Source organism: Formosa sp. F44 (genome assembly GCF_056238645.1).
The window spans coordinates 263,180-289,830 of sequence record NZ_JBWDLJ010000005.1; the positions used below are offsets into that span (position 1 = coordinate 263,180).

22 protein-coding genes are annotated in these 26,651 nt (G+C 34.9%); 9 read left to right on the top strand and 13 right to left on the bottom strand.

The genetic code is table 11. The annotated features are described in order from the left end of the window. Positions 1-14 precede the first annotated feature (14 nt). Positions 15-326: a hypothetical protein gene (locus tag AC0UBM_RS16190; RefSeq protein WP_475689331.1), complete on the top strand. Its 312-nt coding sequence runs from the start codon at positions 15-17 to the stop codon at positions 324-326. An 82-nt stretch (positions 327-408) separates the two neighbouring features. Here the strand turns inward: AC0UBM_RS16190 and AC0UBM_RS16195 are convergent, their stop codons facing one another. Both AC0UBM_RS16195 and AC0UBM_RS16200 read right to left on the bottom strand, forming a co-directional pair. Beyond that, a complete protein-coding gene (locus tag AC0UBM_RS16195; RefSeq protein WP_475689332.1) occupies positions 409-819 on the bottom strand; it encodes a DoxX family protein in 411 nt (136 codons plus the stop codon). A gap of 33 nt (positions 820-852) precedes the next feature. Continuing rightward, a complete protein-coding gene (locus AC0UBM_RS16200) occupies positions 853-1,581 on the bottom strand; it encodes a metallophosphoesterase family protein (protein ID WP_475689333.1) in 729 nt (242 codons plus the stop codon). A gap of 387 nt (positions 1,582-1,968) precedes the next feature. Between AC0UBM_RS16200 and AC0UBM_RS16205 the strand changes: the two genes are divergently transcribed. From AC0UBM_RS16205 to AC0UBM_RS16220, 4 genes are all read left to right on the top strand, one after another. Further along, positions 1,969-2,787, top strand: a complete 819-nt coding sequence (locus tag AC0UBM_RS16205) for an SHOCT domain-containing protein (RefSeq protein WP_475689334.1) — start codon at positions 1,969-1,971, stop codon at positions 2,785-2,787. A gap of 207 nt (positions 2,788-2,994) precedes the next feature. Beyond that, positions 2,995-4,164 carry a Pycsar system effector family protein gene (locus tag AC0UBM_RS16210; RefSeq protein ID WP_434036626.1) on the top strand — a complete coding sequence of 390 codons (1,170 nt, stop codon included), beginning with the start codon at positions 2,995-2,997 and terminating at the stop codon, positions 4,162-4,164. A 9-nt stretch (positions 4,165-4,173) separates the two neighbouring features. Next, a complete protein-coding gene (locus AC0UBM_RS16215; protein WP_475689335.1) occupies positions 4,174-6,519 on the top strand; it encodes a hypothetical protein in 2,346 nt (781 codons plus the stop codon). A gap of 17 nt (positions 6,520-6,536) precedes the next feature. Beyond that, positions 6,537-10,193 carry a metallophosphoesterase gene (locus AC0UBM_RS16220; protein WP_475689336.1) on the top strand — a complete coding sequence of 1,219 codons (3,657 nt, stop codon included), beginning with the start codon at positions 6,537-6,539 and terminating at the stop codon, positions 10,191-10,193. Positions 10,194-10,252: 59 nt separating this feature from the next. On the opposite strand, the gene AC0UBM_RS16225 is transcribed toward AC0UBM_RS16220, so the two are convergent. Then, the gene (locus AC0UBM_RS16225; RefSeq protein WP_475689337.1) at positions 10,253-10,744 is read right to left on the bottom strand and encodes a DUF6265 family protein; all 492 of its coding nucleotides are present in this window, start codon (positions 10,742-10,744) and stop codon (positions 10,253-10,255) included. 13 nt (positions 10,745-10,757) lie between these two features. Then, complete coding sequence (locus tag AC0UBM_RS16230; RefSeq protein ID WP_475689338.1) at positions 10,758-12,956, bottom strand: heparinase II/III family protein; 2,199 nt, start codon at positions 12,954-12,956, stop codon at positions 10,758-10,760. A gap of 241 nt (positions 12,957-13,197) precedes the next feature. Here AC0UBM_RS16230 and AC0UBM_RS16235 point away from each other — a divergent pair, with 241 nt between their 5' ends. The 3 genes from AC0UBM_RS16235 (at position 13,198) to AC0UBM_RS16245 (ending at position 14,860) form a co-directional block, all read left to right on the top strand. After that, positions 13,198-13,590 carry a 2Fe-2S iron-sulfur cluster-binding protein gene (locus tag AC0UBM_RS16235; RefSeq protein WP_475689339.1) on the top strand — a complete coding sequence of 131 codons (393 nt, stop codon included), beginning with the start codon at positions 13,198-13,200 and terminating at the stop codon, positions 13,588-13,590. A 38-nt stretch (positions 13,591-13,628) separates the two neighbouring features. Further along, positions 13,629-14,576 (top strand): tRNA dihydrouridine synthase, encoded by a 948-nt coding sequence (locus tag AC0UBM_RS16240; RefSeq protein WP_475689340.1) that lies wholly within the window; start codon positions 13,629-13,631, stop codon positions 14,574-14,576. Positions 14,577-14,689: 113 nt separating this feature from the next. Further along, complete coding sequence (locus AC0UBM_RS16245) at positions 14,690-14,860, top strand: helix-turn-helix domain-containing protein (protein WP_475689341.1); 171 nt, start codon at positions 14,690-14,692, stop codon at positions 14,858-14,860. Between the two features lie 98 nt (positions 14,861-14,958). Here AC0UBM_RS16245 and ribB read toward each other — a convergent pair whose 3' ends face one another. The 6 genes from ribB to tpx form a co-directional block, all read right to left on the bottom strand. After that, positions 14,959-16,116 carry a 3,4-dihydroxy-2-butanone-4-phosphate synthase gene (gene ribB, locus AC0UBM_RS16250; protein WP_475689342.1) on the bottom strand — a complete coding sequence of 386 codons (1,158 nt, stop codon included), beginning with the start codon at positions 16,114-16,116 and terminating at the stop codon, positions 14,959-14,961. A gap of 18 nt (positions 16,117-16,134) precedes the next feature. Then, on the bottom strand, positions 16,135-18,138 hold the full coding sequence (locus AC0UBM_RS16255) for an LptF/LptG family permease (RefSeq protein ID WP_475689343.1): 2,004 nt from the start codon (positions 18,136-18,138) through the stop codon (positions 16,135-16,137). A 7-nt stretch (positions 18,139-18,145) separates the two neighbouring features. Continuing rightward, the gene (lolA1, locus tag AC0UBM_RS16260; RefSeq protein WP_475689344.1) at positions 18,146-18,787 is read right to left on the bottom strand and encodes an outer membrane lipoprotein periplasmic chaperone LolA1; all 642 of its coding nucleotides are present in this window, start codon (positions 18,785-18,787) and stop codon (positions 18,146-18,148) included. Position 18,788: 1 nt separating this feature from the next. Then, complete coding sequence (locus AC0UBM_RS16265) at positions 18,789-21,254, bottom strand: DNA translocase FtsK (RefSeq protein WP_475689345.1); 2,466 nt, start codon at positions 21,252-21,254, stop codon at positions 18,789-18,791. A 63-nt stretch (positions 21,255-21,317) separates the two neighbouring features. Next, positions 21,318-21,686, bottom strand: coding sequence for a diacylglycerol kinase (locus AC0UBM_RS16270; RefSeq protein WP_414035488.1), 369 nt, complete (start codon positions 21,684-21,686; stop codon positions 21,318-21,320). Continuing rightward, on the bottom strand, positions 21,679-22,185 hold the full coding sequence (tpx, locus tag AC0UBM_RS16275) for a thiol peroxidase (protein WP_414035489.1): 507 nt from the start codon (positions 22,183-22,185) through the stop codon (positions 21,679-21,681). Before tpx ends, AC0UBM_RS16270 begins: the two co-directional genes overlap by 8 nt. 229 nt (positions 22,186-22,414) lie before the next feature. Between tpx and AC0UBM_RS16280 the strand changes: the two genes are divergently transcribed. Beyond that, positions 22,415-22,993: a fasciclin domain-containing protein gene (locus tag AC0UBM_RS16280; RefSeq protein WP_475689346.1), complete on the top strand. Its 579-nt coding sequence runs from the start codon at positions 22,415-22,417 to the stop codon at positions 22,991-22,993. A 244-nt stretch (positions 22,994-23,237) separates the two neighbouring features. Here the strand turns inward: AC0UBM_RS16280 and katG are convergent, their stop codons facing one another. From katG to AC0UBM_RS16295, 3 genes are all read right to left on the bottom strand, one after another. Continuing rightward, positions 23,238-25,541, bottom strand: a complete 2,304-nt coding sequence (gene katG / locus AC0UBM_RS16285) for a catalase/peroxidase HPI (protein ID WP_475689347.1) — start codon at positions 25,539-25,541, stop codon at positions 23,238-23,240. A 518-nt stretch (positions 25,542-26,059) separates the two neighbouring features. Further along, positions 26,060-26,317 (bottom strand): DUF6952 family protein, encoded by a 258-nt coding sequence (locus AC0UBM_RS16290; protein WP_475689348.1) that lies wholly within the window; start codon positions 26,315-26,317, stop codon positions 26,060-26,062. Continuing rightward, the gene (locus tag AC0UBM_RS16295; protein ID WP_414035493.1) at positions 26,298-26,612 is read right to left on the bottom strand and encodes a thioredoxin family protein; all 315 of its coding nucleotides are present in this window, start codon (positions 26,610-26,612) and stop codon (positions 26,298-26,300) included. Before AC0UBM_RS16295 ends, AC0UBM_RS16290 begins: the two co-directional genes overlap by 20 nt. Positions 26,613-26,651: the final 39 nt, after the last annotated feature.

Sequence of the window (26,651 nt, forward strand, 5' to 3'; positions counted from 1 at the left end):
TAAATGAGCATAACATGACAGGTACGTTAATATCATTAATTAGTATTTTTATAGGCATAATCGCTGCAAATGTATTCGGAGCTTTAAAACGTAGCTATTCATTTGGATTTACAGGAAATACCTTAATTGGTGTTTTTGGGAGTATTTTTCTAATTAAAACTTTTGGTAGATTAGGTTTCGATCCTTGGTCTATTATGGAACATGGCATGTTTCATCCCACATTTTTCGTGCTTAATTGTATTGTGTCTGCTCTAGGCGGCATACTTGGTCTGATTGCTATAAAACGGATAGTGAAGGCATTAAATACGGACAAAAAGAAAAGTTGAATTTTTTATGATTCAAATTGAGATCATTCAAAAATTCAACTTTTAAAACGTAATCTGATAGATATAACTTAATAATACCGCTTTAGTTGGTGTCTTTGTTTTCTCGGATTAGACGGTCTGCTGCAAAGGAGTTATCATGTATGTTATGTATGAGATAGGCAAAGAATGCGACATGAATTAATTGTGCAGTTATAGCGCCCCAACTTTCAATAAGAGTCGATCCAAAAATAAGTGAAACTAGAACTCCTGATAATACAATTGCCGATTGTTTTGTAAATAGACCAATGGTTATAAACAATCCAAAAGTAAATTCTAAAATAGGTAACACATAGCTAAAAGGTAGTGTGATTATTTCTGGAAGCATAGAGTTTTCGAAACTTTTAAGCATACCTTGACTAAACGTTTCTAATTTGGGTAAACGCACTAATCCGTGACCAAACATACTTATTCCAATGGCTAATCTAATAATTAAATAAGAGGTTTTATTCTGCATTTTCTTTGTTGTATTTATAGTTCATTTTAAAAATTACTTCGCTTGCCGTAGAGCTTCAGCAAATTTGTAATCAAAAGCGCTAGCTTCGATTGCTGTTGCCGCTTTTTCAATATCATATGGGGCTCTTTTAAATGTGACCTTAATAGCATCGGGATTAGAAGGAGCTGTGTCCTGGTCGAGTTCTAGAATAGCATAACAAATTCTAGGATCACCATCTTTTGGTTTTCCTACAGATCCAATATTTACCACATGTTTAAATCGGTTCTCGTCCTGAATTACACGATGAAAAGGTTTATGAGTATGGCCACATAACAAAACATCTGCGTGTTCTATTTGCATCATTTTTAACACGTCTTGCTCCGGATAATCTATCACCATATAATCGTTAATGGCTTTCATGCTACCATGTGTCATTAATATATTAAACGGCATGTTCTTTATTACAAAAGAGACCTTTAAATGTCTAGGAAGATTAATAAGATAAGCTCTATTTTCTTTAGAAATCATAGTTCTTGTTAATCCCTTGTTCGAGGTGAGGTCTTCTTTATTTATAGGCTTTAGAAGCGCTTCGTCGTGATTTCCCATAATGGTAGGAATACATCGTTTTCTAATCGCATTTACGACTTCGTTAGGCCAAACATTGTAACCAACTAAATCGCCTAGACAATAAATGGCATCTACCTGTTCTGAATCGACATCTTTAAAAAAGGATTCTAAAGCAGGTAAATTAGCATGTATATCAGAAAAGAAAGCTATTTTCATTTTAAGTAAGTGTTAGATGTAATGTTGTTGTTTTAATAAATTTAGAAAACAGATGTAATACATTCAAATATAAAAATATTACAAGAGTATTGAAATGCTCACATCGTTAAACTTGGAGATTTTAACGCTACAGCGCATAAAAACGGAAAAACATAATTGTGACATATTCAAATCAAATATAAGGTCCTTGTAAATAAACAAGGTGTAGAATGTGTTAACGTCATGTAAAATTTATATAAATATTATTTAATCAAGGGGTTAAGTGTTGTTTTTTTGTCTGATTTATGAAAACTTCTACTTAAAAACAGACTATTGACAAGACTTAGTATTATCTTTGCCGAAAATTTGTTAGATAAATATATTTAACTAAAAGAAAGAGATACAATTATGAACGCAATATTCACAGATGCTAGTTTTCAGAATATGGTTAACGTTGCAAATCGTTATGGAATTAGCAGTAATGCAGTTACCGATTTAACGCACGCATTAATGTTAAGTAATGGAACAATGGCGCAGTTTAACATCCCCGAATTAGGTGGTGGAGGTCAGTGGATGCAAGGAGGAATGACGATGGTAGGCGATATGTTTAATAACAATCTTAAAGCCTTAGTAGACGGAATTTGTATGGACTTGTCAAATTTAATTAATCAAGGTGCTATTCAATATAAGCCATTACCTAAAATGCAGAACCAGAATGGTTTTCAATCCAATTCTGGTAATTGGTGGGGAGATTTAGGTTCGCCAAATTCTACAGGAAGCCAGAATGGTATGAGTTATGCTATTTTTTCTAACATTCATCGTTTAGCGATTCAGCAGAACGGAACTGTAACCGTTTTCGATACCTTAGATCATAATATTGGTGGTGTGGGACAGCAACAAGGCGGTAATTATTCAGTTACTTTTACGAGTCAGTATGGTACGGTTAATTTAGATTCTTTGCCAATTGTTTCGGGTAACGGACATGCCCAGAATAAGCCTCAAGAGGTACATAATAATAACAATAACAATAATCCGATTCAATCGCAACCCCAATTTGTGCAAGAACCAATGGCGGTAGAGCCTAGTCAAGAGGTAACAAATACACAACAAGGATTGGAAGAAGATATTTTTGGTAAAATAGAAAAACTTGCGGGTCTTAAAAGTAAAGGCATCTTAACAGAAAATGAGTTTGAGGCTAAAAAAGCCGAACTGTTAAGTCGTTTGTAATTAAAAATTTAAGTGTTAGTAAAGGAGCTTAATGGCTAAATGCAATAGTATTTAGTTAATTAAGCTCTTTTTTTGTTGATAGATTTTCTAATTTTACTGAAAGGAACAGGCTAAAAAGGCCACTTAGTAGTACAATAGGCTTAAATGTAAATACGATTCACACTGATAATTAACAGGAGTTGGATTAAGAATTATTATCTTTAAATTATGATGAATACACTGCTACAAGAAACGGAAACTTTTGTTAGTCACTTATTAGAAAGTCAACTTTCGCCTAAAAATTTCTACCATAATATAGATCATACTAAAAGTGTTCTAGACGCTGTTACGCAATTTGCTAAAAAAGAAGGTTGTACAGAAGAAGAGATTACAGTACTGCAATTGGCGGCGTGGTTTCATGACACGGGATATGTAAATACAGATGTAGGGCACGAAGAGGAAAGTGTAAAAATAGCGAGCCAATTTTTAGAGCATGCTGGATGGTCTAAAGAAGAAATAGCTAAGATTGAACGATTAATTTTGGTTACTAAAGCAGATGTTGTTCCTAAAACGCTTCTTGAAAAAATCATGAAAGATGCCGATTGTGCGCATGTGGCTTCCGATAATTTTTTCGAGAGTACGGAGCGTTTACGTCAAGAACTTAAATATAAAAACGAACAACCTATTTCCGAATTAGACTGGCTTATTCAGAATAAAGAATTTATTTCTAATCATAAGTTTTATACCAATTTTGGTCAGGTTAAACTGCAACCAAAAAAAGAGATGAATTTTTATAATCTTCAGCAAAAAATTAAAAAAATTAAAACCAAAAAATCTAAAAAATCCAAGAATAAAAAAACAGGAAGAGGCGTAGAAACTATGTTTCGAGTTACAATGAAAAGTCATATAGAATTAAGTGCTATTGCAGATACCAAGGCTAATATTCTATTGTCTGTAAATGCCATAATAATTTCGGTAGCTTTATCGGGATTGGTGCCTAAGTTGGACAATGCTTCTAACGGATTTTTAGTATACCCAACCTTGGTCCTTCTTATTTTTAGCGTATCATCTATCGTGCTTTCTGTGTTGTCTACACGGCCTAATGTGTCTAATGTTACTGTGACTAGAGAGATGATTAAAAGCAATTCGACTAACATTTTATTCTTCGGTAACTTTTATAAAATGAATTTGAAAGATTTCGAGTGGGGTATCGACTATTTAATGCAAAACGAAGACACCTTATACAATTCCCTAACCAAAGATCTATATTTTTTAGGTTTGGTGTTAGAACGGAAATATAGGTTGTTAAGATTAACATATACGGTATTTATGATAGGTATAGTTGTCTCGGCTTTATCTTTTATTTTAAGCTATCATTTTCTTGCAAACGTTACATAAAAAACAAACATGGATCAGTTAATTACAGGACCATTTCAACCTATAATATCTTTTAAATTTTTAAAATTAAAATTTGAAGAGCTATTAACCTCGGAGAATCCAGTGGATCAGCTCCAAGCAAAACACCTTATGTCTATTTTAGACCGTAATCCAGAATTGGTTTCAGGAATTCGTTCTGTAGATGTATTTAATTCTTATAAAAAAGAAGTCGAACAAATTATGTCCTTTTTGTTCCCTTCAGCTTTGCAGGATAACGAAATTAAAGCCGCTTTATTTCCGTACTCTAATCAGTATTTTTATCTGTCTAATCGTCTTAAAAACATTATAAAAGAAACCACTTCCGACGTCAATTCTGTTTTGCGTAAGCTTTATAAAGACAACGAAGATTCTATAGATTTAAATCCTTATGCGATTATTTTAAATCAGTATTACGGATTTAATGTCGATTTCGATAGACCAAAGCAAATCAGGTTAGATGATATCTCTGGTCAGACGAGAACGTATAGAATTACTTTTAATGCCGATTTTATAAACATCTATCCCAATGGAAATGCTGTAGAAATTACTCCAGAGATTCTAGATGAATTACTAGAGCATGCGCAAGACGAACGGGTGTGGAGACGTTATTTTCCAGATAATTCGTGGACTATTGAAGGCTTCGGACTTTTAAGCATGATTGATACCACTTTAGATGGTAAAATAGATGAATTTAAAACACATTTAATTCAAGCCAGTGCCAATAATTCGAATAAAATTCTAGAAGATGTCCGAAAGATTTTTAATATAGACGATCTGGAAGTTGGAAATTACATTGTAGATGGAGACGCGTTAATTCGTCCTTTTGGCGAAGATATGGGAGCGCTTACATTACGAAAAGGAGATTCTATTTCTTGCCAATCGTATGCTTGTAAATACGTATATAATCAGTTGTTCGAGAAGCATCTTCCTGTTGTATTGTCTAATGTGCCTAACTATGCTAAGCACTCTCAAGGCGATGTGTTAAGCGAAATGTTATTAGAAAATGGTTTTAAAAGTGCCATTCTGTTACCGATTGTTTTTGGAGGAAAACTTCAGTTTATAATAGAAATGGCTGCTTATAAAATCAACCAATTAAACGACATTAATAAAGTGAAGTTGGATACGATTATGCCTTTTATTTTAAGTCATTCTAAACGATCTATTGCCGAGTATGAAAATGAAATTAGTGCCGTAATCCAGAATCAGTGTACATCTATTCACTCTGCAGTAGAATGGCGATTTGTCGAAGAAGCACATCATTTTATTCAAGATCGGAATAATGGAAAATCACCTAGTTTTAAAGAAATCACTTTCGAAAATGTCTTACCGCTCTATGGACAAATAGATATTGTAGGGTCTTCTGTGGCACGAAATAATGCCATTCAGGAAGATTTAAATATGGCACTAACACAAACCAAAGGGATATTACAAGACCTGTTGGTCGAAAAAAATATGCCCTTTTACGAACAGCTTATTTATCAAATAGATAAAAAAGTTTACGAACTAGAAGCTTACTTTAATAACAATACAGAGCAGGAAATTCACTTGTTCTTTGAAAAAGATATATACCCGTTGTTTAAACATTTAAAAACAGCAGGCATTAAAAACGATGGTATTGATGATTTCTTGAAGCGCTCGGTCGAAGAAAAGCAACTCTTTTATGTGGCTAGAAAACAGTACGACCAAACCATTAATATTATAAATAAAAACTTGTCTAGTTTTCTGGATAAGCAACAAATTAAGGCACAAGAAATTTTCCCACATTATTTCGAGAAATTTAAAACAGATGGTATCGAGCATAATATGTATGTCGGGCAATCTATAGCAGAACATCAGGATTATCACGAATCGGTAGTATATAATTTACGATTATGGCAACTACAGGTCATGTGTAAAATGGAATCTTTATACTACACCAGTCAGGAAAATTTCCCAGTAAAATTAGATGTAGCTTCACTTATTCTAGTTTACGATGTACCATTAACGATTAGATATCGCATAGACGAAAAACAATTTGATGTAGATGGTGCATATAATGTACGTTACGAAATGATTAAAAAGCGTATTGATAAAGCTGTAATAAAAGGGACTAACGAGCGTATTACGCAACCACATAAGTTGTGTGTGGTATTTTCTACCAATGTAATAGAACGTGAATATTTAAGTTATTTCGAGTTTTTACAATCTAAGAACTACATAGACGATCATATTGAAATTGTCGAGGTTGAAGAACTTCAAGGTGCTAGTGGAATTAAGGCCATTCGTGCAGATATTAATCCAAACCTTATGTTCAATGATACGGTGTTTTCTATAGAAGACATCGAAGCAACATTATAAATAGAACGATTTAGTATATGAATAAAATTCTACTCTTTTTACTTTTTATAAGTCTTACCGGATGTGCGACATTAGAGTCCAATTTCGTATCCGATAGCTTAGAACCATTACAGGATATCAATGCGGAAACTTTAAATGTGTTTCTGGTAGGTGATGCCGGTAAACCACAGAATGGAAAGGCTCCTAAAGCACTTTTAGAAATGGAGAAACAGTTTGCTATGGCAGACAAAGAAGATTTATTGTTTTTTTTAGGCGATAATATCTATCCAAAAGGGTTTCCTGCCGAAGATGAAAAAGGGCACGACGATGCTAAACTGGCAATGGACTTGCAGTTAGAGGTTGCAAAAAAATTCCCCGGATCTGTATATGTTATTCCTGGAAATCACGACTGGTATAGCGGTTTAAAAGGACTTAAACGTCAGGAGAAATTAGTAGAAGATGCTTTAGGGAAAAACACGTTTCAACCTGAAGATGGTTGTGGAATTGAACGCATTAATATTAGCGACGATTTGGTGTTAATTCTTGTAGACTCGCAATGGTACATTACCAATTGGAATAAGCAACCTACTATTAACGACGATTGCGATATTAAAACGCGCGAACAGTTTTTAGACGAATTTAAAAGTGAAATTAAGAAGGCTAGAGGGAAAACCACTTTGGTGGCGATTCACCACCCGATGTTTAGTAATGGTCCACATAATGGGCAGTACACGTTTGCAAGTCATATGACACCGTTACCAGTTTTAGGAACAGTAAAAAATATACTGCGTACAACTACTGGTATTTCTAATGCCGATATGTCTAATTGGTTTTATAACGATTTACGTAAAAACTTAATAGCATCGGCACAGCAAAATGATAATGTAATTTTTATCTCGGGACATGAGCATAGTTTACAATTTATACAATCGGATAATTTAACGCAAATTATTAGTGGTTCTGGGTCTAAAACCACAGGAGTAAGAACACATAGAGACGATCAATTTGGATTAGGAGCAAATGGGTATGCTGTTTTAAATATTCATAAAGATCAAGCGTCCGATGTGCAGTTTGTAAAAGCCGAAACTAATGCTGTGGTATTTAAATCTCAAATCCACCAGCCTGAACCACGAGATGTCACTAATTACCCAAAGCAGTTTGCAGATTCTATTTCTTCTTCAGTGTTTACTAAAGCAGAAACCACAAAATCTTCATTCTACAAGTTTCTTTGGGGCGAACGTTTTCGAGACTATTACAGTACAGATGTCCAAGCAAAAACGGTTAATTTAGATACGCTTAAAGGCGGATTAAAACCTGTAAGAAAAGGAGGAGGAACGCAATCACGTTCTCTGCGATTAGAAGATAAAGATGGCACACAATACGTTATGCGTGCACTTAGAAAGAGTGCGACGCAATACATACAAGCTTCTATGTTTCGCGATCAATATGTAGAAGGCCAATTTGACGATACAGAAACCGAAGCTTTAGTTGCCGATGTCTTTACTGGCGCTCATCCGTATGCACCTTTAACTATAGGGGCGTTATCAGATGCAATTGGTGTCTATCACTTAAATCCGGAGTTATATTATATGCCCAAACAAAATGGGTTAATGGATTATAACGATGAATTTGGAAATGAACTTTACTTCTTTGAAGAACATGCCTCTGAAGGTCATATGAATTTAGCCGATGGCAATTTTACAGGCGAGATTATTAGTACAATGGATTTGTTTGAGGAGCTTCATTCAGATGAAGAAGTTAGCTTAGATCAAGTTAATTTTATAAAATCACGTTTGTTCGATATGCTTATTGGCGATTGGGATCGGCATTACGACCAATGGCGTTGGTTAGAATTTAAAGAGGATGGAAATACCATTTATAAGGCCTTGCCAAGAGATCGGGATCAAGCATTTTCTAAAATGTCCGAAGGTTTAATGTTAAGTGCAGGTGTTGCTCTTATTCCTGCTGCTCGTGTACTAAGAAGTTACGATGAAGAGTTAAGAGATGTAAAAGGTGTAAATGCCGAACCTTATCCATTAGATGTTGCCTTTTTAACCGATATCGATAAATCGGTTTGGGATGAACAAGTAGCATATATTCAAGAACACATAACAGATGAGGTTATCAATGAAGCGTTTTCAAAACTTCCTAAAGAAGTTCAAGACGAATCGGTGTTAAAAATAAAAGACCTGGTTAAAGCAAGAAGAAAAAATCTAAAAGATATCTCGGACCGCTACTATAAGTTGGTGAATAAATTTGCTGTGGTTACCGGAACCAATAAGGATGATTATGTGTCGGTTAAAGGGTTGGACGATGGTAAAGTAGAAGTTTCTGTATTGCGGAAAAAAGACGATACGATTAAAGATCGATTTCATCATAAAATTTACGACCCTAAGGTAACTAAAGAAATTTGGGTATATGGTTTAGACGATGATGATACATTTAAAGTCTCGGGGAAAAGTAAGCGCATTAAAATCCGATTAATTGGTGGCCAAAACAACGATGATTACCAAGTTGAACACGGTAAGAATATTGTGATTTACGATTATGAATCAAAGAAAAACACTACGTTAAACGCTAAATCTGCTAAAATAAAATTAACAGACGATTACGAAACACAGGTCTACAATTACAAGAAATTTAAAAATAATACCAATCAATTAGTACCGCTTATAGGTGCTAATCCTGACGATGGTTTAAAATTAGGAATTTCAAATACATATACAACATATGGTTTTGAACGTAATCCGTTTACGAGTCAGCATAAAATTAAAGCCGCGTATTATTTTGCTACTAATGGTTATGAAGTATCATATAGTGGAGAATTCGCTCATGTAGTAGGTGGTTTAAATCTAAAAGTTCAAGCCGATTTCCAGAGTCCGAATTATACGTTGAATTTTTTCGGATACGGAAATGAAACCTCAAATTTCGACGACGACTTAGGAATCGATTACAATCGTGTAAAGGTAAGAACATTTGGTATTGCACCGTCTTTAGTTTGGAATTCGTTGCGTGGTAGCATTATAGATTTTGGGATTCATTACGAAACCACAGAAGTGCACGATGCTTCAGGTAGGTATGTAGAAGATAATGGCGATACTTTACCAGATTATATTTTTGATGAAGTGCAATTTGCTGGAATTCACGGGGCGTACCATTTTACAAATTACGATAACAAAGCTTATCCAACCGTTGGACTTTTATTCGATTTAGAAACAGGCTATAGTCAGAATTTAGATATTCACGGGCGTGGATATGGGTATGTAATTCCTAAATTAGGATTAGCACATCGATTAAATTATTCTGGCCGTTTGGTTTTAGCGACAACCCTAAAAGCACATCTAAATTTAGGGAATGAATACGAGTTTTATCAGGCCGCAGCAATAGGAGGAGATGACGGTTTACGCGGGTTTAGGAACCAGCGATTTACAGGAAAACGCGCCTTTTATCAGAATACAGATATTAGGTATAGTTTAACTAATTTAAAAACGCCTATACTGCCTGTTAAATTAGGCGTTTATGGTAGCTTCGATTATGGTCGTGTGTGGTTGTCTCAAGACGAAACAGATAAATGGCATAACTCGTATGGCGGTGGACTATTTGTTAACGGCGCAGAACTTTTAACAGCTAACCTGGGGGTGTTTAACTCGGTAGATGGTGTACGCGTTTCCTTTGGTCTAGGCTTTGGGTTTTAAAAGATAAGGCATGAATTTTATTAGATTCATGCCTTGTTTAATATATGGGTTAAAAACCTTTAATTTAATTTCTCGAATTCGAAAGCTATTTCCATATAGCTTCCAGAGACCAAAGCATGTAACGTGTATTCATCTATCCAATATTTAATGCGATTTGGAAATTCGATTTCAGTATTTTCACAAACAAAAGAATGTGGATTGTGGTTTGTACCGTTAAAGATTGTCCAATGCTCTTCTCCTGGAGCCTTCACATTTAAATTCCAATGATTTGCTACTTTTAGAAGACGAATTTTTTCCTGACTAATAGTATCTCCATCTTGTATTGTAAAACCGAATCCTGAATATTCTGAATCATTAATTTTCTCCCAATTTTCAAAAGTATCTTGGCCCACTTCCTCATCTAAACGTTTCCATTGCCCGAGCAACCAATCAAAATCTTCAGATTGTTTTTCCGTAGCAGTGCTAGACGTTTCAACCGTCTGTTTCTTTTTTTTACCTTGATTGCAAGCGCATAACAATACGGCAAAACAAATAAGTAGCAGGTTCCTCATGTGCGTAAATTTATTATCTGTAATTTATATTAAAAATATGTGATTCGCCGGGTTTTAAAGTGGCTTTAAGACTATCATTCTTATTTACTATAATTGTTGTTGCTTTGTCTCCCAGTAATCTAACGTGTAATTTATTATCTTTTTCAGACAGATATAAATCGGTTTCTACAGAGGTATCTACCGTGATACCTTTTAAACTCATCTCCTTAATCCCAAAAGCAAAACAGGCCCCGTTCACGGCAACTAGTGTGGTGTCGTCTCCATGTGTTCCCCATGGAAAAGTAAGTACTTTCCAACTTTTTAAAGTGATTTCTTTTTGGGTGTTATCAATACCATTATTGTAGCCTTGATATGGCAAAATAACCGTTAAGAAATCAAAATTTTGTTGTTTTTCCTTTGTAATTACTGTCCAATTTTTACCATTAGCTCCAGAAGTTTCAGCAGTATCTGTGGCGTTAAGCTGAAAAATATCGCTACCTACTGCATCTGGGAATGAAGCACGAATCAAGTCCGAGCCCAATTCGGAAGTGTAATGGCCTTGCCATACCTGTTTGTAATCGTGAGTAGCATCAGATTTAAAATTGTCTTTTACAATCCAAAATTCATCTTTAACATATATCACCTGACGAGAATAGTTCACGCCTATATTTTCGAAACCATCGTGGGTTCCCACAAAAAAATCATACTCGTCGTTCGTATTCCAAGCAATGGTTTTCGGTGTTGGTAAATTTTTAAACTTCCCAAAACCACTTCCGCCTTTGTTCGATGTCCATTCTTTTCCCTGTAATTCATCATCTACCAAAGCCACATTTTTTACCATCGAATTTTTAAATACATCAAAATCCTTAAGCGAGTATCTCACTTGGTAATTTGGAAGAATAACTTGTCCGTTTGCCATGGCCTGGATTCCTAAAATATCGCCATGTTGGTGGTCTGGCTTCTCGGCATCTACACCAGCACTAATAATCATCATGTCGTCATTAGTGTCCCAACCTTGTCTCATAATGTAATACTCGGTATCTTTAAACGCCAGTGAGCCATATTCAGGACGTTTCTTTTCAATGTTATTTAATTTTTCAACCTGTTTGTTGGTTAAAAACCAATACATGCTTTGTTCGACTTTGTTTGTTGCGAAATATCCAAAACTCGGGTCGTCGTACAATAAATAACCAAGCGTTAACGCCCCAGAAATATCGTTAGATTCTGCCCATGGTTTTCTGGTGTCGTCTTGTAAAACTGGAGCACTTTTGTCTGGATATGCAATTTTTGGAAGCGTGGTAAACAACGATTTTAATTTATCTTCCCAAGCTTGGTCAACTTTTATATTATTGATTTTAGTTAATTGATAGGTGTAAAAGTAGTTGTTAATATCGGCCATATGGTAATGTACAGAACGCTCGAATTGGAAACCATCTGGATTAATTTCTTTTTCTAAATGTTCGCTTAATCGTAACATCGCTCTGTCGTACCAAGCATCGGTACCTTGAAAGTCACGTAGTAAAATAGATAACGCACCTAAAGCCGACATCCCTTTGGTTTGGTGATTTCCAGCACTAAAATTGGTGTTGTTTTCGTAAAGGTCCTGACCATGCTGAAGCAAGGTGGAGATGGTTTGTATTTGGTCGGCATCGGTATAGGTCTTGTCGCTTAAAAACATATTATGAATCCACAGCCAATTGGTAATCCTGTAACCTGCGCGGTACACCTCGTAAACGCCATTTCCGCCTTCAATAGTTTCAAAATTTTCGGATTCAAGCGCATAGTTTAGGGAACGCATTTGTTCAACAAAATACCTAATATATTTAGGGTCTTTACCATCGTTAAAGTATAACATGGCAATATCTACCATTTTATGTTGTCTTGCCAAATGTCTCAGTGCATAGGCGTCTACAGGGCCTCCGCTTAGATAGTTAAATGGCAGTTCCCATTCGGCAAAATCGGGGAATTTGTTGTAGTGGTCTAATGCGCGTTCTTTATGATAAGCTTCGTTGTTATAAAGGGCGTTATAAGTTTTAAAACGCGCATCGAAGATTTTGTAATCGTAATAGAAACGTTCAGAAAATTTAGCCCTAAAATATTCGGCTAATCTAGCTTCATTAATAGCGCCATTCGCTTCTAAAGCAGTGCGGACTTCAGGTTTTAAAACACTAGTAAGTTCTTCAATATTTAAAAATCTATTACTTGGAATCGTTTGCGCCTCAATTTTAGGCATACATAAGATTAGAAACACTAGAAGTGCGTAAAATTTGTTAAGTTGATTTGTAATTTGAAAAGGTAAAATATTCATGCCATTAATCATAGAAGTGACGGTGTTGAAGCCTAAAAACAGTTTTGTTTAAATGTGTTTTTTTGGAATTATAATTGAATGTCTAAAGATAATAAAGTTAGTCTGATTTGTTGCAGACCATAGTGGCTGTAAACGATTATATTTAAGAATGCTTTTTGTTTTTTTGATGGATTCAAGATTACTAGCACAATTAAGTCTGTATCTTGTTGCATATATTTTTGAACGCATTAAAATGGGTATGTATACAATTCAAATAGAAGATAGTAATGGTGTTTTAAATACATTTTCTTTTGTACCCAATGCTAATGAAAATCTAATGACTTTTATTGTCGATAATTTAGCAGAAGATATTGGCGATTGTCAAGGTCGGGCATGGTGTGGCACATGTATGGTGCAACAAATAAATGGAAATTATGAAGACACCATGATTGCTGATGAACAACAGCTATTAGGTGATTTTCCAAACATCCCAAACATACGTTTAGCGTGTCAGATTTTTCTAAACGTAAATTTAGATGGTACCACATGGAAGGTTCTCGATTCTAGGCAATTTATGTAGCGAAGTTTTTCACTACTTTTGCAAAAATATTTTTCTAAATGTCCGTTACTCTTTTATCATCGCCTTTACAAGGATTTACCGATTTCCGTTTCCGTAATGCGTTTCATCAATCCTTTGGAGGGATAGATACATTTTATGCACCTTACATTAAGATGAATGGTAAAATGGTCATCAAGAATAATTATCAGCGCGATTTAAATCCGGAACATAATACCGTTCCGCACTTGATTCCGCAAGTGATGACGAACGACCCAGACGAGTTTCTTTTCGTAATTAAATACATAGCATCTTTAGGATACAAAGAATTAAACTGGAATTTAGGCTGTCCATATCCTATGGTAACAAAGCAGGGCATGGGCTCAGGGTTGATTTGCAATCCGATGAAAATTGATGAAGTGCTTCATAAAGCACATAACGAAAGTGATATTACTATTTCTATGAAAATGCGTTTGGGTTACGACAAACCTTCCGAAATTTTAAACGTATTTCCTATTCTAGAAAAATATCCGATTAAAAATGTGGCGATTCATGCGCGTTTAGGAAAACAGTTATATAAAGGCGGAACAGATTTAGATGCTTTTCAAAAATGTGTAGACCAAAGTCCGCATAAATTATACTATAACGGCGATGTTACCAGCGTGCAAGCCTATCGCGATTTACAAGAACGTTTTCCAAGTATAGACCATTTTATGATTGGTCGTGGATTAATTGCAGACCCGTTTTTGCCACTAATGATTAAAAATAACACCACAGAATATCCAGCGAATAGATGGCAAATTTTTAAAGACTTTCACGATACCATTTATAAACAATACGATGAAGCGCTGTCTGGACCCATGCCAATAAAAATGAAAATGCTTGGATTCTGGGAATACTTTTCGCAATCGTTTAACGATCCAAAAAAGGTGTACAAAGCCATTAAGAAGAATGGAAGCCCTAGAAATTATATCGCTACTGTAAATGAGATTTTTGCAAAACAGCGATAATATTGTGTAATGTAATGGTGTTTTTGTTCCAAAGGCAGTCTCGTTTCCAATTATGCACACTTATTTAGAAAAGTTGTCAAACGCATTCAGTTAGATGTTTGCAGTTTTGTAACATGAAATACATATCAAACTTCGGCATATTTACTTTATTACTGGTAAGAAGTGATATCACAATTAAAGAATTAGCCTTTGTTTTAGGCTTCGATTCTATGAGTAGTTTTTCCAGATTTTTTAAAAAGTTTACCGATGTTAATCCATCAACCTACAGATTAAATCATCGCTAATAATAAGTTCTTAGAGTATTAGGATAAGAGTAATACGTGAGAACAACGTATAAAAAAACCACCTGTTTAGAGGTGGTTTTTTGTGTAGTATATTGTTATTAATAGTTGACGTAATCAATTATTTCTAATCCGTAACCAATCATTCCCACACGTTTTGTGTGTTCGCTATTCGAGATTAATCGTAATTTATGAATTCCTATATCATGTAATATCTGAGCTCCAATTCCGAAATCTTTATTATCCATTGCAACACTTGGTGCTTTAGCAACGCTATTCGGTTTTTGTTCATCTTTTAAAGTAGATAAACGATTTAAGATATTCATCGCTTTTGGCTCTTGGTTTATAAAGAGTATAGCACCACTATCTGCTTCGTTAACCACTTTAAACATGCTGTCTAACTTGGCATCCACATTATTGGTTAGTGTACCTAGAATATCGTTATTAACTAAAGTAGAGTTTATACGCGTTAATACAGGTTCATCCGTTTTCCAAGTGCCTTTGGTTAAAGCAATATGCACTTGATTATTTGTGGTTTGCTTATAAGCTCTTAATCGGAACTTTCCGAAACGCGTTTCTATATCGAAATCTTCCTTCTTTTCAATTAAAGAATCGTGTTGCATTCTGTATGCCACTAAATCTTCAATAGAAACAATCTTTAAATCAAACTTTTCGGCAACTTTTCTAAGCTGAGGTAAACGTGCCATAGTTCCATCTTCATTCATGATTTCAACAATCATTCCTGCAGGTTCTAATCCCGCTAATCTAGCAAGGTCTATAGCCGCTTCTGTGTGACCAGTGCGTCTTAAAACACCACCGTCTTTAGCTACTAGTGGGAAAATATGTCCTGGTCTAGATAAGTCGTAAGATTTAGTTTCTGGATCTACTAAAGCTTTTACCGTAAGAGCCCTGTCTGATGCAGAAATTCCTGTAGTAACACCTTTTCCTCGTAAATCTACAGAGACCGTAAATGCCGTTTCCATATGGTCGGTATTGTTAGTTACCATCATATGTAAATCCAGTTCTTTACACCTGCTTTCTGTAAGTGGTGCACAAATTAATCCACGGCCATGAGTCGCCATGAAATTCACCATTTCTGGTGTTGCTTTAGCTGCTGAGGCAACAAAATCGCCTTCATTCTCGCGATCTTCATCATCTACTACTATAATTACTTTACCATCTCTAATATCGTCAATGGCTTCTTTAATTGTATGTAGTTTAAAAGAAAGGGGAGTCTTTTCTTTGGTATCTGTTATCATAGTGCAAAGATATTGTTTTTAGTTCAAATGTTGGACAGCATTCTTGCTTATGTCCGCCTTAACTTTGTGTTTAAAAAATACATTTGCCAAGGGATAAATTATAAACCCTAAAATAATAAAGGGAATGTTTGAACTTTTATTTTTCTGTAAGCGTACGTTAAGCGTTTTTAAATTGAGTTGTTGTGCGATATAATAGATTACGAATATCACAAAACTAATTATACTTAATTGTATAGATGATGTCGCTAGTTCTGGCATTTTATTGTTTCGTAAAATAAAGTAAAGAACTAATAATGCGATACCAATAATATTAAAAATTAGTGCAAATTTAGAATGTATACTAAACAGAGAAACAAGTCTTTTTGAGGCTTCAAATTCTGGGCTAATATTAATCCCTCTAAGGCGAATGGCTTCTAGGTCTAAATTGCGTTCTTCTAAAGTATTTAAGGCTTCTATTTTACCTGATTCATGATAATTATATGCTGTAGGATCTTTAATTAAAGCTAGTAATTTATCTTCTTTATAACGTTTAAAATCGCTAAAGTCTCTGCTTAATCCGTCAGGGAAAGCATCTCTAGAATGGTCTTGAAATGGTAATATTTTTTTAAGCGGAATTAAAATATGATCAAACTCGAACAGGCCTTTATCTGCGGTCGCTCGGCGTATTAAAAAGACACCCAGTGGAAACATGACTAGCGTTGAGAACCAAGTGGCTAGAACCGGATCTAATGTTCCGTCTTTAGCACTGTTTTTAGCGAAAAGTCCGATAAAGTGATACGTAAGAAATAGCAAAATTGCAATAATCATTGGTAATCCCAAACCACCTTTTCTAATTAAAGCACCCAAAGGCGCACCAACAAAAAAGAGAATGATACAAGCAAATCCTAAAGACAATTTTTCGTGTAAAGCTATAATATGCTTATTTAACCAAGTAGATTTCGCTTTAAACGATTTTTCATTAGTTCTAATAATTTGCTGTGTACTTGTAATATTGTTAACCGCTAACTCTACAATTTGAAGGCGTTTGTATTTGTTAAATGCGTCTAATATATTTCCTTCAAATAAAGAGTCATTAGCAATGGTAACAGTGTCTTGTTCTTTATTTTTAAGTTTCGATAAATTCTGTATACCATATCTATCGTAAACATTCTTTGTGAACTTTTTATATTCTTTATCACGTTCTGCTTTAAGTGAATCGATAGTGTAACCTAAATCTGTTACATCCAACATGTTGTATTTGTCGGTAACATTTTTATCGTCTAAATCGACGTTGTTCAACTGCGACAAATCCGTGTTTATGGTGTAAGTGTCGAAAGCGCTTTTTGTAAAAGGTTTACGACGTCTTTCTTTTAATTTTTTAGGAGGCGTATCGTCGTAATAATAACCATCGGTTAAAATTAACTTTAAAATATCCGAATTTTCCTGAGTTAAAAACTCACCTTCTTTAGCTACAATTGTAGTGTAATTACCTACACCATTTGGTGTTTTTTTATGAATAATAACATCGTGTAAAAACTGACCTTTATCTCCAGTTTTTTTGGCCACTTTTATATTTATGGCACCAATATCGTTAAATTGTCCTTCGGCAATTACCATTGCAGGTTTTAATTTTGCGATGTTTTTCCGAAGGTTATACGACTCGTATTCACCCCAAGGAATAACATTGTTAGCAAAGAAAAAAGTTAGAATCCCTAAGATTACAATAAACACGCTTAAACCAGCCATAGCACGCTGCAGTGAAATCCCAGTAGATTTCATAGCAGCAAACTCGTAATTTTCTGCGAAGCTTCCAAATACCATTATCGATGTTAAGAGTATGGTAAGTGGTAACACTAAGGGTATTAACTTAGGCGAGTAGTATATTAAAAACTTGAAAATAACAATAACATCTAAATCTTTACCAGCTAGTTCTTTTATAAAAAGCCAAATAGTCTGCAAGACAAAAATCATCATTAGTATAATAAATACACTAAGGAACGTTTTAAGATAGGTGGTTAGGATATATCGGTCTAGTATTTTCAAGTATAGCCTAGTTTAATTTATTGATGTAAAAATTTTTGTACTTGTCTTTGTTGAAAGAAAATAAGGCTTTAGACAAGGTCTGATTTGTTTCGAAAGACGTTACCGTAAGTGTGGTTTTTGTTCCGTTATTACCAGCTTCAATTAAATTGTAAATGTGCTTTGTTTGCGGATCGATACCTAAAAGGACATGGTCTATTTCTGAATTAGAATCTATAGGCGTTAATTTTACAAACTGAATTACACGTCCTTTTATATTCTCTTTAGCACCCATTTTGTAAGTGTACCCTTCAGTATAAAACGATAACATTTTACTAGGCGTAATGCTACCTTCGTCCTCTGGATTTTCTGTAGAAATAGTGACTTCTTCGTCTTCTGGGTTAATGCTATACATGGTTTTACCATCGTAAACTCTAGTAATACCTAAGATGTTTAATACGTATTTATCGCCTTCCATAACAACGTCACCACGTGTTTCCTGGTTAATGTTTTCTGCAGAATTATGAAGTACATATCTAAAATCTAATGAAATATTATCGTAAGATTTTACTTTAGTTGAAACTTGATCTAAAAGCGCTTTGGCTTTAGGATCGTTTTGGCTAAATCCCAAAAGGGTAAAACATAATGTAATTGAAAGTAAAAATGTTTTCATTCTAATTGTTCTTTTCATTTTCTAATAATTGTTCTAACGCAACAAAATCCGGAACTAACACCTGACGGGCTTTACTACCTTCAAAAGGGCCTACAATTCCGGCCGCTTCCAATTGGTCTATTAAACGCCCAGCGCGATTATAACCTAATTTTAATTTACGTTGTAATAATGAAGCAGACCCTTGTTGAGCAGTTACAATAACTTCGGCCGCCTCTTTAAATAATTTATCTCTGTCGGAGATATCAATATCAAGATTTGTGCCACCTTCTTCACCAACATATTCTGGAAGTAAATGCGCATCTGGAAATGCTTTTTGAGCCCCAATAAAATCAACAATACGTTCTACTTCTGGCGTATCTACAAACGCACATTGTATACGTACCAATTCGTTTCCTTGAGTGTATAGCATATCTCCACGACCAATAAGTTGGTCTGCTCCAGAACCATCTAAAATGGTTCGCGAATCTATTTTACTTGTTACTCTAAATGCAATTCTCGCCGGGAAATTGGCTTTAATAATACCCGTAATAACATTTACAGATGGACGCTGTGTAGCAATAATTAAGTGAATACCAATGGCACGTGCTAATTGTGCTAAACGAGCTACAGGTGTTTCAACTTCTTTACCTGCCGTCATAATTAAATCGGCAAACTCATCGACCACCAAAACAATATATGGTAAAAAGGCATGACCGTCGTTCGGGTTTAATTTACGTGCTTTAAATTTTGTATTATATTCTACAATGTTACGGCATAATGCATTTTTAAGCATTTCGTAACGGTTATCCATTTCTATACACAGTGAATTAAGTGTATTAATAACCTTGGTGTTATCGGTAATAATCGCTTCAGCTTCGTCTGGAAGTTTGGCTAAATAATGGCGTTCTATTTTGTTGAAAAGTGTCAATTCAACCTTTTTAGGATCGACCAAAACAAACTTAACTTCGGCAGGATGCTTCTTGTACAATAACGATGTAAGAACCGCATTTAGTCCAACAGATTTACCCTGACCGGTAGCACCAGCCATAAGCATGTGTGGCATTTTAGCTAAATCGACTACAAAAGTTTCGTTGCTAATGGTTTTTCCAAAAGCAATAGGCAATTGCATATCCGTTTTCTGAAATTTTTGAGATGCAATTACAGATCGCATAGAAACGATGGTGGAATTTTTATTTGGTACTTCTATACCAATAGTTCCTTTTCCAGGAATAGGTGCGATAATACGAATTCCTAAAGCCGAAAGAGATAGTGCAATATCGTCTTCCAGGTTTTTAATTTTAGAAATACGAACTCCGGCATCTGGTACAATTTCGTATAAAGTAACTGTTGGTCCTATGGTTGCCTTAATACTCGCAATACCAATTTTATAATTATTTAAGGTCTCTACAATTCTATTTTTGTTCCCTTCAAGTTCTTCTTGATTGATAGAAATGCCTTCGTTATCGTATTTTTTTAATAAGTCTAATGGCGGAAATTGATATTTTCCAAGCTCAAGTGTTGGATCAAACAATCCAAAATCTGCCACTAATTTATTTGATAGATTATCGGTTTCAGAAAGTTCTTCTTCAACGGTTTCAATTTCTAATTCGGCAGTGTCTTCTATGGTTTCTTCTATAGGCGTTTCAACCTCTAAAGTACTGGTTGGAATGTCTTTTTTAGGTTTGGTCGAAATGTCGTCAAACTCCACTATAGGAGTCGGTTCAACTTCAGGTTTGGGAGCTGTAGGCTTTGCAGGAGCGACTGGTTTTGCTGGTGTTTCTTTTTTAGCAAGCGTTGCATTGTGTGCCGCCTTAATGGCTTCGGCTTCTTCTGTTAAATTATTATCGAAAGCAAATTGCTCGTCCTTATCCGATTTTAATTCGTCTGAAATATTCTTTTTAGCCGATTTAAATAATGCGATAAAACTGTGAATAGTAATTTTATAACGCGTGGCTAGATAAACAATCAGTCCGAAGAATAATAATAAAGAGACGCCTAAAATACCGATGTAATCTTGTAAATAGGTGTTGGTTTCGTAGCCTACGGTACCACCTAAAATGGAATGTTTTTCTCCGAAAAAACCAAAAAACACAGAAAACCACACAATTAAGTATAACCCCCAGAACCAATGTTGTCTGAGTTTAGAGTAGTTTATATTTAAAAGTACGTGCATTCCCGAGCGAATAAAAAGACCGGCAAAAATAAAAGAGGCAACACCAAACCCACGATATATAAAAATATCGCTAAGAAAAGCGCCTAATTTTTTTATCCAGTTTTTAGCTTCGACATCGCGCGCTGTAAATTCGTTAAGAATGCTTTGGTCTGCTTTTCCTGTAAAGAAATATGATAAAAATGCGGTACCCAAAATAATCCCAAAAATGATAAGCAAACTCCCAAAAATAAGCTTTTGTTGGTTTGTTAATTTCAGACTTGGTTTTTTTAATTTAGGAGAACTAGGTTGTTTCGTTCTAGGTTTCTTTTTAGCCATCAAAGCTGTTGTTAATTTGAGCAAAAATACAAATTACTAACGGTTATCCTAAAGGTATAGTATTTAAAATACTTTTGGAAAGTAAATAATAAAACCAACTATGGTTGCTGCGATTGCTGCTATAAAAACGGCTCCAGCAGAGATGTCTTTTATAAAACCAATTTTAGAATGATATTCTGGATGTATAAAATCTGCAATGGCTTCTACAGCTGTGTTTAAACCTTCGGCGGTCATAATAATTCCGATGGCTAAAACTTGCACCATCCATTCTGTTGGCGAGATCTCGTAATAAAATCCAGCTACAGTTACGCAAAGCGCAATTGCAAACTGGATTTTTATACTCGATTCTGTTTTTAAGAGTAGGATTGCGCCTTTAAACGCAAATCCTACACTCTTAATTCTATTCTCTAGGAACGATTCTTTTTTAGGCATTTTTTACAGCCTCTAAAGCGGCTTTGTAATTTGGTTCGTTCACAGTTTCAGACACCTGTTCTGTGTATATAACGTCTCCTTTTTCGTTTAAAACTACTACACTACGAGACAATAATGTTTCAAGTGGTCCTGTAGTGAAGTTAATACCGTAAGCTTTTCCAAAACTTCCATCTTTATAATCTGATAAAGATATAACATTGTCTAAGCCTTCTGCTCCACAAAAACGCGCTTGTGCAAACGGTAAATCGTGAGAGATACAAAGTACTTTCGTGTTTTCTAAAGCACTCGCTTCTTTGTTAAATTCTCTTACAGATTGTGCACAAGTTCCAGTGTCTACACTAGGGAAAATGTTTAAAATGACTTTAGATCCTTCAAAATCTTTTAAAGATTTAGCACCTAGTTCTATAGTGGTTAATGTAAAATCTGGAGCTTTAGTTCCTACTTTAGGTAGTTCTCCTGAGGTTTGTATTTCGTTTCCTTTTAAGGTTACTGTTGCCATAATTGAAATGTATTGGTTAAAGGTTTAAAAATAAGAATAATTAGAGGCTTAAACTATTTGTTTTTTTTGATTTTTTGTTTTCTAGTTAAAATTATCAAAATCAGGTGTTTATTCTAGGTATTCAGTTAATGAATTGTTAAAACAATCGTTTTGTAAAAACCGATAGACTTTAAATTTCGTTAGTAACGATATGAACACTAAAGTATCAAAAAATTAAAGCATCAAAATTATGAAAACATTAAATGTATTAAAATCAGTATTATTTTCTATCGCAATTTTCTCTTCAATTAGTGGGTTTGCTCAAGACGACATGATGAAAGAAAAAACAGTTATGGTAGGCGGAGCCAAAATGTACCCAAGTAAAAATATAGTTGAAAATGCGGTAAATTCTAAAGACCATACCACATTAGTCGCGGCGGTTAAAGCGGCCGACTTAGTAGACGTATTATCTAGTGAAGGTCCTTTTACTGTATTTGCGCCTACAAATGAAGCCTTTGCTAATTTACCAAAAGGAGCTGTGGAGACTTTATTAATGCCTGAAAACAAAATGAAATTACAAACCATATTAAAATACCATGTGGTTTCAGGAAAATGGAATGCTTCAGATCTTTTAAAAATGATTAAAAAAGGAAAAGGTAAAGCAGAAATTAAAACCGTTAGCGGTGGTGTGATTACTGCGTGGTTAAAAGGAAAAGAAGTGTATGTAACAGACGAAAATGGAAATTCAGCACAAGTAACCATAGCAGATGTAAATCAGTCTAATGGGGTGATTCATGTTATTGATACTGTTTTGTTGCCGAAATCTTAATTTATTTAAGGGATTTATTAAGATAGGCATTAAGGGTCTCTTCACTTTGAAGAGGCTCTTTTATTATATAGCGTATAGAACTTGTTTCAGTAGTACACATGTGAAAGGATTACATAATGTCCTAACTTATAACCTAACATTTAGTGAGATTTAGAGTTTACAACTAGAGATCTTATAAATAAAAATAGCGGCTTCAATTTTAAAATTGAAGCCGCTATTTTTTTTATATGCTTTGTACTCTGATTTATTTTAAATCGAAACGATCTGCATTCATGACTTTCGTCCATGCTTTTACAAAATCTTTTACAAATTTCTCTTTATTATCATCTTGTGCGTACACTTCAGAATAAGAGCGTAAAATAGAATTAGAACCAAATACTAAATCCATTCGTGTAGCGGTCCATTTTACTGTTCCTGTTTTACGATCTCTAATTTCGTAAAGACCTTTTTCTGTAGGTTTCCATGTATTGCCCATATCGGTTAAGTTTACAAAGAAATCGTTAGTTAAGACGCCCACCTTATCTGTAAATACACCATGTTTAGTATTGTCGTAGTTTGTGCCTAACATTCTCATACCACCAACAAGTACTGTCATTTCTGGAGCAGTTAAGCCCATTAATTGGGTACGGTCTAGCATAAGTTCTTCAGGACTTACGGCATATTCTTTTTTAGTGTAGTTACGGTATCCGTCTGCCAAAGGTTCTAAGGGCGCAAAAGAATCTGCATCGGTCATTTCGTCTGTAGCATCTCCACGTCCAGGAGTAAACGGTACATCGATATTTAAACCTCCTGCCTTTATGGCTTTTTCAATACCCACATTACCTGCTAACACAATGGTATCTGCTATACTATTACCAAATTCAGATGCAATAGGTTCTAGTACAGATAATACATAAGCTAAACGTTGTGGTTCGTTTCCTTCCCAGTCTTTTTGAGGTGCTAAACGAATACGTGCTCCATTTGCTCCACCGCGCATATCAGAGCCACGGAAAGTACGTGCGCTATCCCATGCTGTATTTACCAGTTCTGGAATAGATAACCCTGAAGCTTCAATTTTGTTTTTTACAGCATTAACATCGTAATCTGTAACTCCAGCAGGAATTGGATCTTGCCAAATTAAATCTTCTTCAGGTACATCTGTACCAATGTAATTAGCTTTTGGTCCCATATCTCTATGGGTTAATTTAAACCAAGCACGTGCAAAAGTTTCTGAAAAATACTCTTGATCGTTCATAAACTTCAATGAGATTTCCTTGTAAATCGGATCCATTTTCATGGCCATATCGGCATCAGTCATCATCGGATTGTGACGAATAGTAGCATCTTCTACATCTACTGGTTTATCTTCATCTTTTATACTTACAGGCTCCCATTGTAAAGCACCGGCAGGACTTTTAACAGATTCCCATTCGTGATTGAATAACATTTCAAAGAAACCACCATCCCATTTCGTTGGGTTTGTAGTCCAGGCACCTTCCAGTCCGCTGGTTACAGTATAACGTCCTTTTCCAGATTTAGTAGGATTGCTCCAACCTAGTCCTTGTTCTTCTACATTAGCACCTTCAGGTTCTGGTCCTAAAATACTAGCATCTCCATTTCCATGTGTTTTTCCAACTGTATGTCCACCAGCTGTTAAAGCTACAGTTTCTTCGTCGTTCATAGCCATACGCGCAAATGTTTCACGTATATGAGCAGCAGTTTTTAACGGATCTTGTTTTCCGTTAACTCCTTCTGGATTTACATATATTAATCCCATTTGAACCGCTGCTAACGGGTTTTCCATAGTTTCCGGTTTGTCTACATTATTATAACGCTCGTCACTTGGAGCCAGCCATTCTTTTTCTGCACCCCAATAGGTGTCTGTTTCAGGGTTCCAAATGTCTTTACGTCCAAAAGCAAATCCGTATGTTTTTAAGCCCATGCTTTCGTAAGCGATGGTACCGGCTAAAACAATTAAATCGGCCCAACTTACTTTATTACCATATTTTTTCTTGATTGGCCATAGTAATCGTCGTGCTTTATCTAAACTCACATTATCTGGCCAAGAATTTAAAGGTGCGAAGCGCTGATTTCCTGTTCCACCACCACCGCGACCATCAGAGATTCTGTAGGTTCCAGCAGAGTGCCAAGATAAACGAATAAATAATCCGCCATAGTGTCCCCAATCTGCAGGCCACCAATCTTGACTATCCGTCATTAAGGCATGCATATCCTTTTTTAGGGCGTCAATATCCAATTTTTTTAATTCTTCATGATAATCAAATGCTTCTCCCAAAGGATTTGTCTTGGTATCATGCTGATGTAAAATATCAAGATTTAGTGCGTTTGGCCACCAATCCATTACAGAATCTTTACTAGAAGTATTTCCTCCGTGCATAACAGGACATTTTCCTGCTGAAGCACTGTGACTTCTTGAATGCTCATCGTTTTCTTCCGAAATTGGGTCTGCTTGATCTTTGTGTTGTTGCTGTTGTTGTTTTTCCAATTGTTGGTGGTGAGGACATTGACTAATGTCTCCAGTTGGGTTCGATTTGTTATCGTTTTCCATATGTAAAAGTTTAGACGTTTATTGTATTTGCTATACACCAAAGATACCCTAGTTCGTATTTAAAAAATGAAAAATTTAATTTTCATATTCTATTAAGATATAAATATAATTGATGGGTTTTTATGTAGTTATAGTGTATCGTTATTGGTTTCAGGTTTCTATAAAAATAAAATAAAAACACAAGAAATGTAAATTATAAGGTTAAATAATTGATAATATGGTAATTTGGTGTTGTAGTAACGCGTTAGAATTTATTATTAGTCATAATTTTTAAGGGGTGGAGTAGTAGGTCGTGCAAATATTTATTGCCTTTCATACTTTGAGGGCAGAATTGTGATACTAAGTGAGGCGTGATTGCAAAAGGCGTATAAAACTCGTTTTATGTGGAAGAGGTTCTGAGTTTTTTAGGGCAATCCCATTTTTTTACTCGTGAAGTACGTTGAATTTTTAATAATGTTTAAAAAAAAAGTCCCCTTTTCCATTTAGAAAAAGGGGACTTTAAAATTATAAAGGTGTTCTTATTTATCTATAGAATCTAAAACGCGTTTCATGAAACTGTTTAAAGCTTCTTTTTGTGGTGTACCATTTTTAATCATAGTATTTACCTCAAGAGCGCCGTACATGTTAGAGATCAATTCACCTATAACATCTAATTCTTCATCTTTAAGCGATGATACTTCAGTTAGAGCTTCAAGTGTTTCGATGGTTTCATTTACGAAATCTTCGTCGTTTTCCTCAATAAATTGAGTCAGGTGTTTAATTACTGGCAACTTCATCGACTAACTCTTTTAAAACGTCAAACTTATTTGTTTGTACTTGGTTTACAAATTCACCTTTTTTAAAGGTTGCAAAAGTAGGCAAGTTATCTACGTTTGCTAGTTTTCTAGATTCTGTGAATTTTTCAGCATCAGCAATTACGAAAGTGATGTTCTCGTTTTCGGTCGCTAATTTTTTAAATTTTGGTTTCATAATTCTACAATTACCACACCAAGTTGCTGAATATTGCACAACTACTGTATCATTACCAGATACAATTTCACTTAAATTGTCTTGTTCTAATTCTTGTACCATAACAGATGATTTTTTAGATTACCATCCTTTCGTGAAAAA

Bases quoted from the DNA above. Each gene is read 5' to 3' on its own strand.
- AC0UBM_RS16295 (WP_414035493.1), bottom strand. From the start codon at position 26,612: ATGGTACAAGAATTAGAACAAGACAATTTAAGTGAAATTGTATCTGGT.
- AC0UBM_RS16235 (WP_475689339.1), top strand. From the start codon at position 13,198: ATGGATTCAAGATTACTAGCACAATTAAGTCTGTATCTTGTTGCATAT.
- AC0UBM_RS16220 (WP_475689336.1), top strand. From the start codon at position 6,537: ATGAATAAAATTCTACTCTTTTTACTTTTTATAAGTCTTACCGGATGT.
- katG (WP_475689347.1), bottom strand. From the start codon at position 25,541: ATGGAAAACGATAACAAATCGAACCCAACTGGAGACATTAGTCAATGT.
- ribB (WP_475689342.1), bottom strand. From the start codon at position 16,116: ATGATAACAGATACCAAAGAAAAGACTCCCCTTTCTTTTAAACTACAT.
- AC0UBM_RS16270 (WP_414035488.1), bottom strand. From the start codon at position 21,686: ATGCCTAAAAAAGAATCGTTCCTAGAGAATAGAATTAAGAGTGTAGGA.
- AC0UBM_RS16280 (WP_475689346.1), top strand. From the start codon at position 22,415: ATGAAAACATTAAATGTATTAAAATCAGTATTATTTTCTATCGCAATT.
- AC0UBM_RS16210 (WP_434036626.1), top strand. From the start codon at position 2,995: ATGATGAATACACTGCTACAAGAAACGGAAACTTTTGTTAGTCACTTA.
- AC0UBM_RS16225 (WP_475689337.1), bottom strand. From the start codon at position 10,744: ATGAGGAACCTGCTACTTATTTGTTTTGCCGTATTGTTATGCGCTTGC.
- AC0UBM_RS16240 (WP_475689340.1), top strand. From the start codon at position 13,629: ATGTCCGTTACTCTTTTATCATCGCCTTTACAAGGATTTACCGATTTC.
- AC0UBM_RS16215 (WP_475689335.1), top strand. From the start codon at position 4,174: ATGGATCAGTTAATTACAGGACCATTTCAACCTATAATATCTTTTAAA.
- AC0UBM_RS16230 (WP_475689338.1), bottom strand. From the start codon at position 12,956: ATGCCTAAAATTGAGGCGCAAACGATTCCAAGTAATAGATTTTTAAAT.
- AC0UBM_RS16190 (WP_475689331.1), top strand. From the start codon at position 15: ATGACAGGTACGTTAATATCATTAATTAGTATTTTTATAGGCATAATC.
- lolA1 (WP_475689344.1), bottom strand. From the start codon at position 18,787: ATGAAAACATTTTTACTTTCAATTACATTATGTTTTACCCTTTTGGGA.
- AC0UBM_RS16290 (WP_475689348.1), bottom strand. From the start codon at position 26,317: ATGAAGTTGCCAGTAATTAAACACCTGACTCAATTTATTGAGGAAAAC.
- AC0UBM_RS16195 (WP_475689332.1), bottom strand. From the start codon at position 819: ATGCAGAATAAAACCTCTTATTTAATTATTAGATTAGCCATTGGAATA.
- AC0UBM_RS16205 (WP_475689334.1), top strand. From the start codon at position 1,969: ATGAACGCAATATTCACAGATGCTAGTTTTCAGAATATGGTTAACGTT.
- tpx (WP_414035489.1), bottom strand. From the start codon at position 22,185: ATGGCAACAGTAACCTTAAAAGGAAACGAAATACAAACCTCAGGAGAA.
- AC0UBM_RS16265 (WP_475689345.1), bottom strand. From the start codon at position 21,254: ATGGCTAAAAAGAAACCTAGAACGAAACAACCTAGTTCTCCTAAATTA.
- AC0UBM_RS16200 (WP_475689333.1), bottom strand. From the start codon at position 1,581: ATGAAAATAGCTTTCTTTTCTGATATACATGCTAATTTACCTGCTTTA.
- AC0UBM_RS16245 (WP_475689341.1), top strand. From the start codon at position 14,690: ATGAAATACATATCAAACTTCGGCATATTTACTTTATTACTGGTAAGA.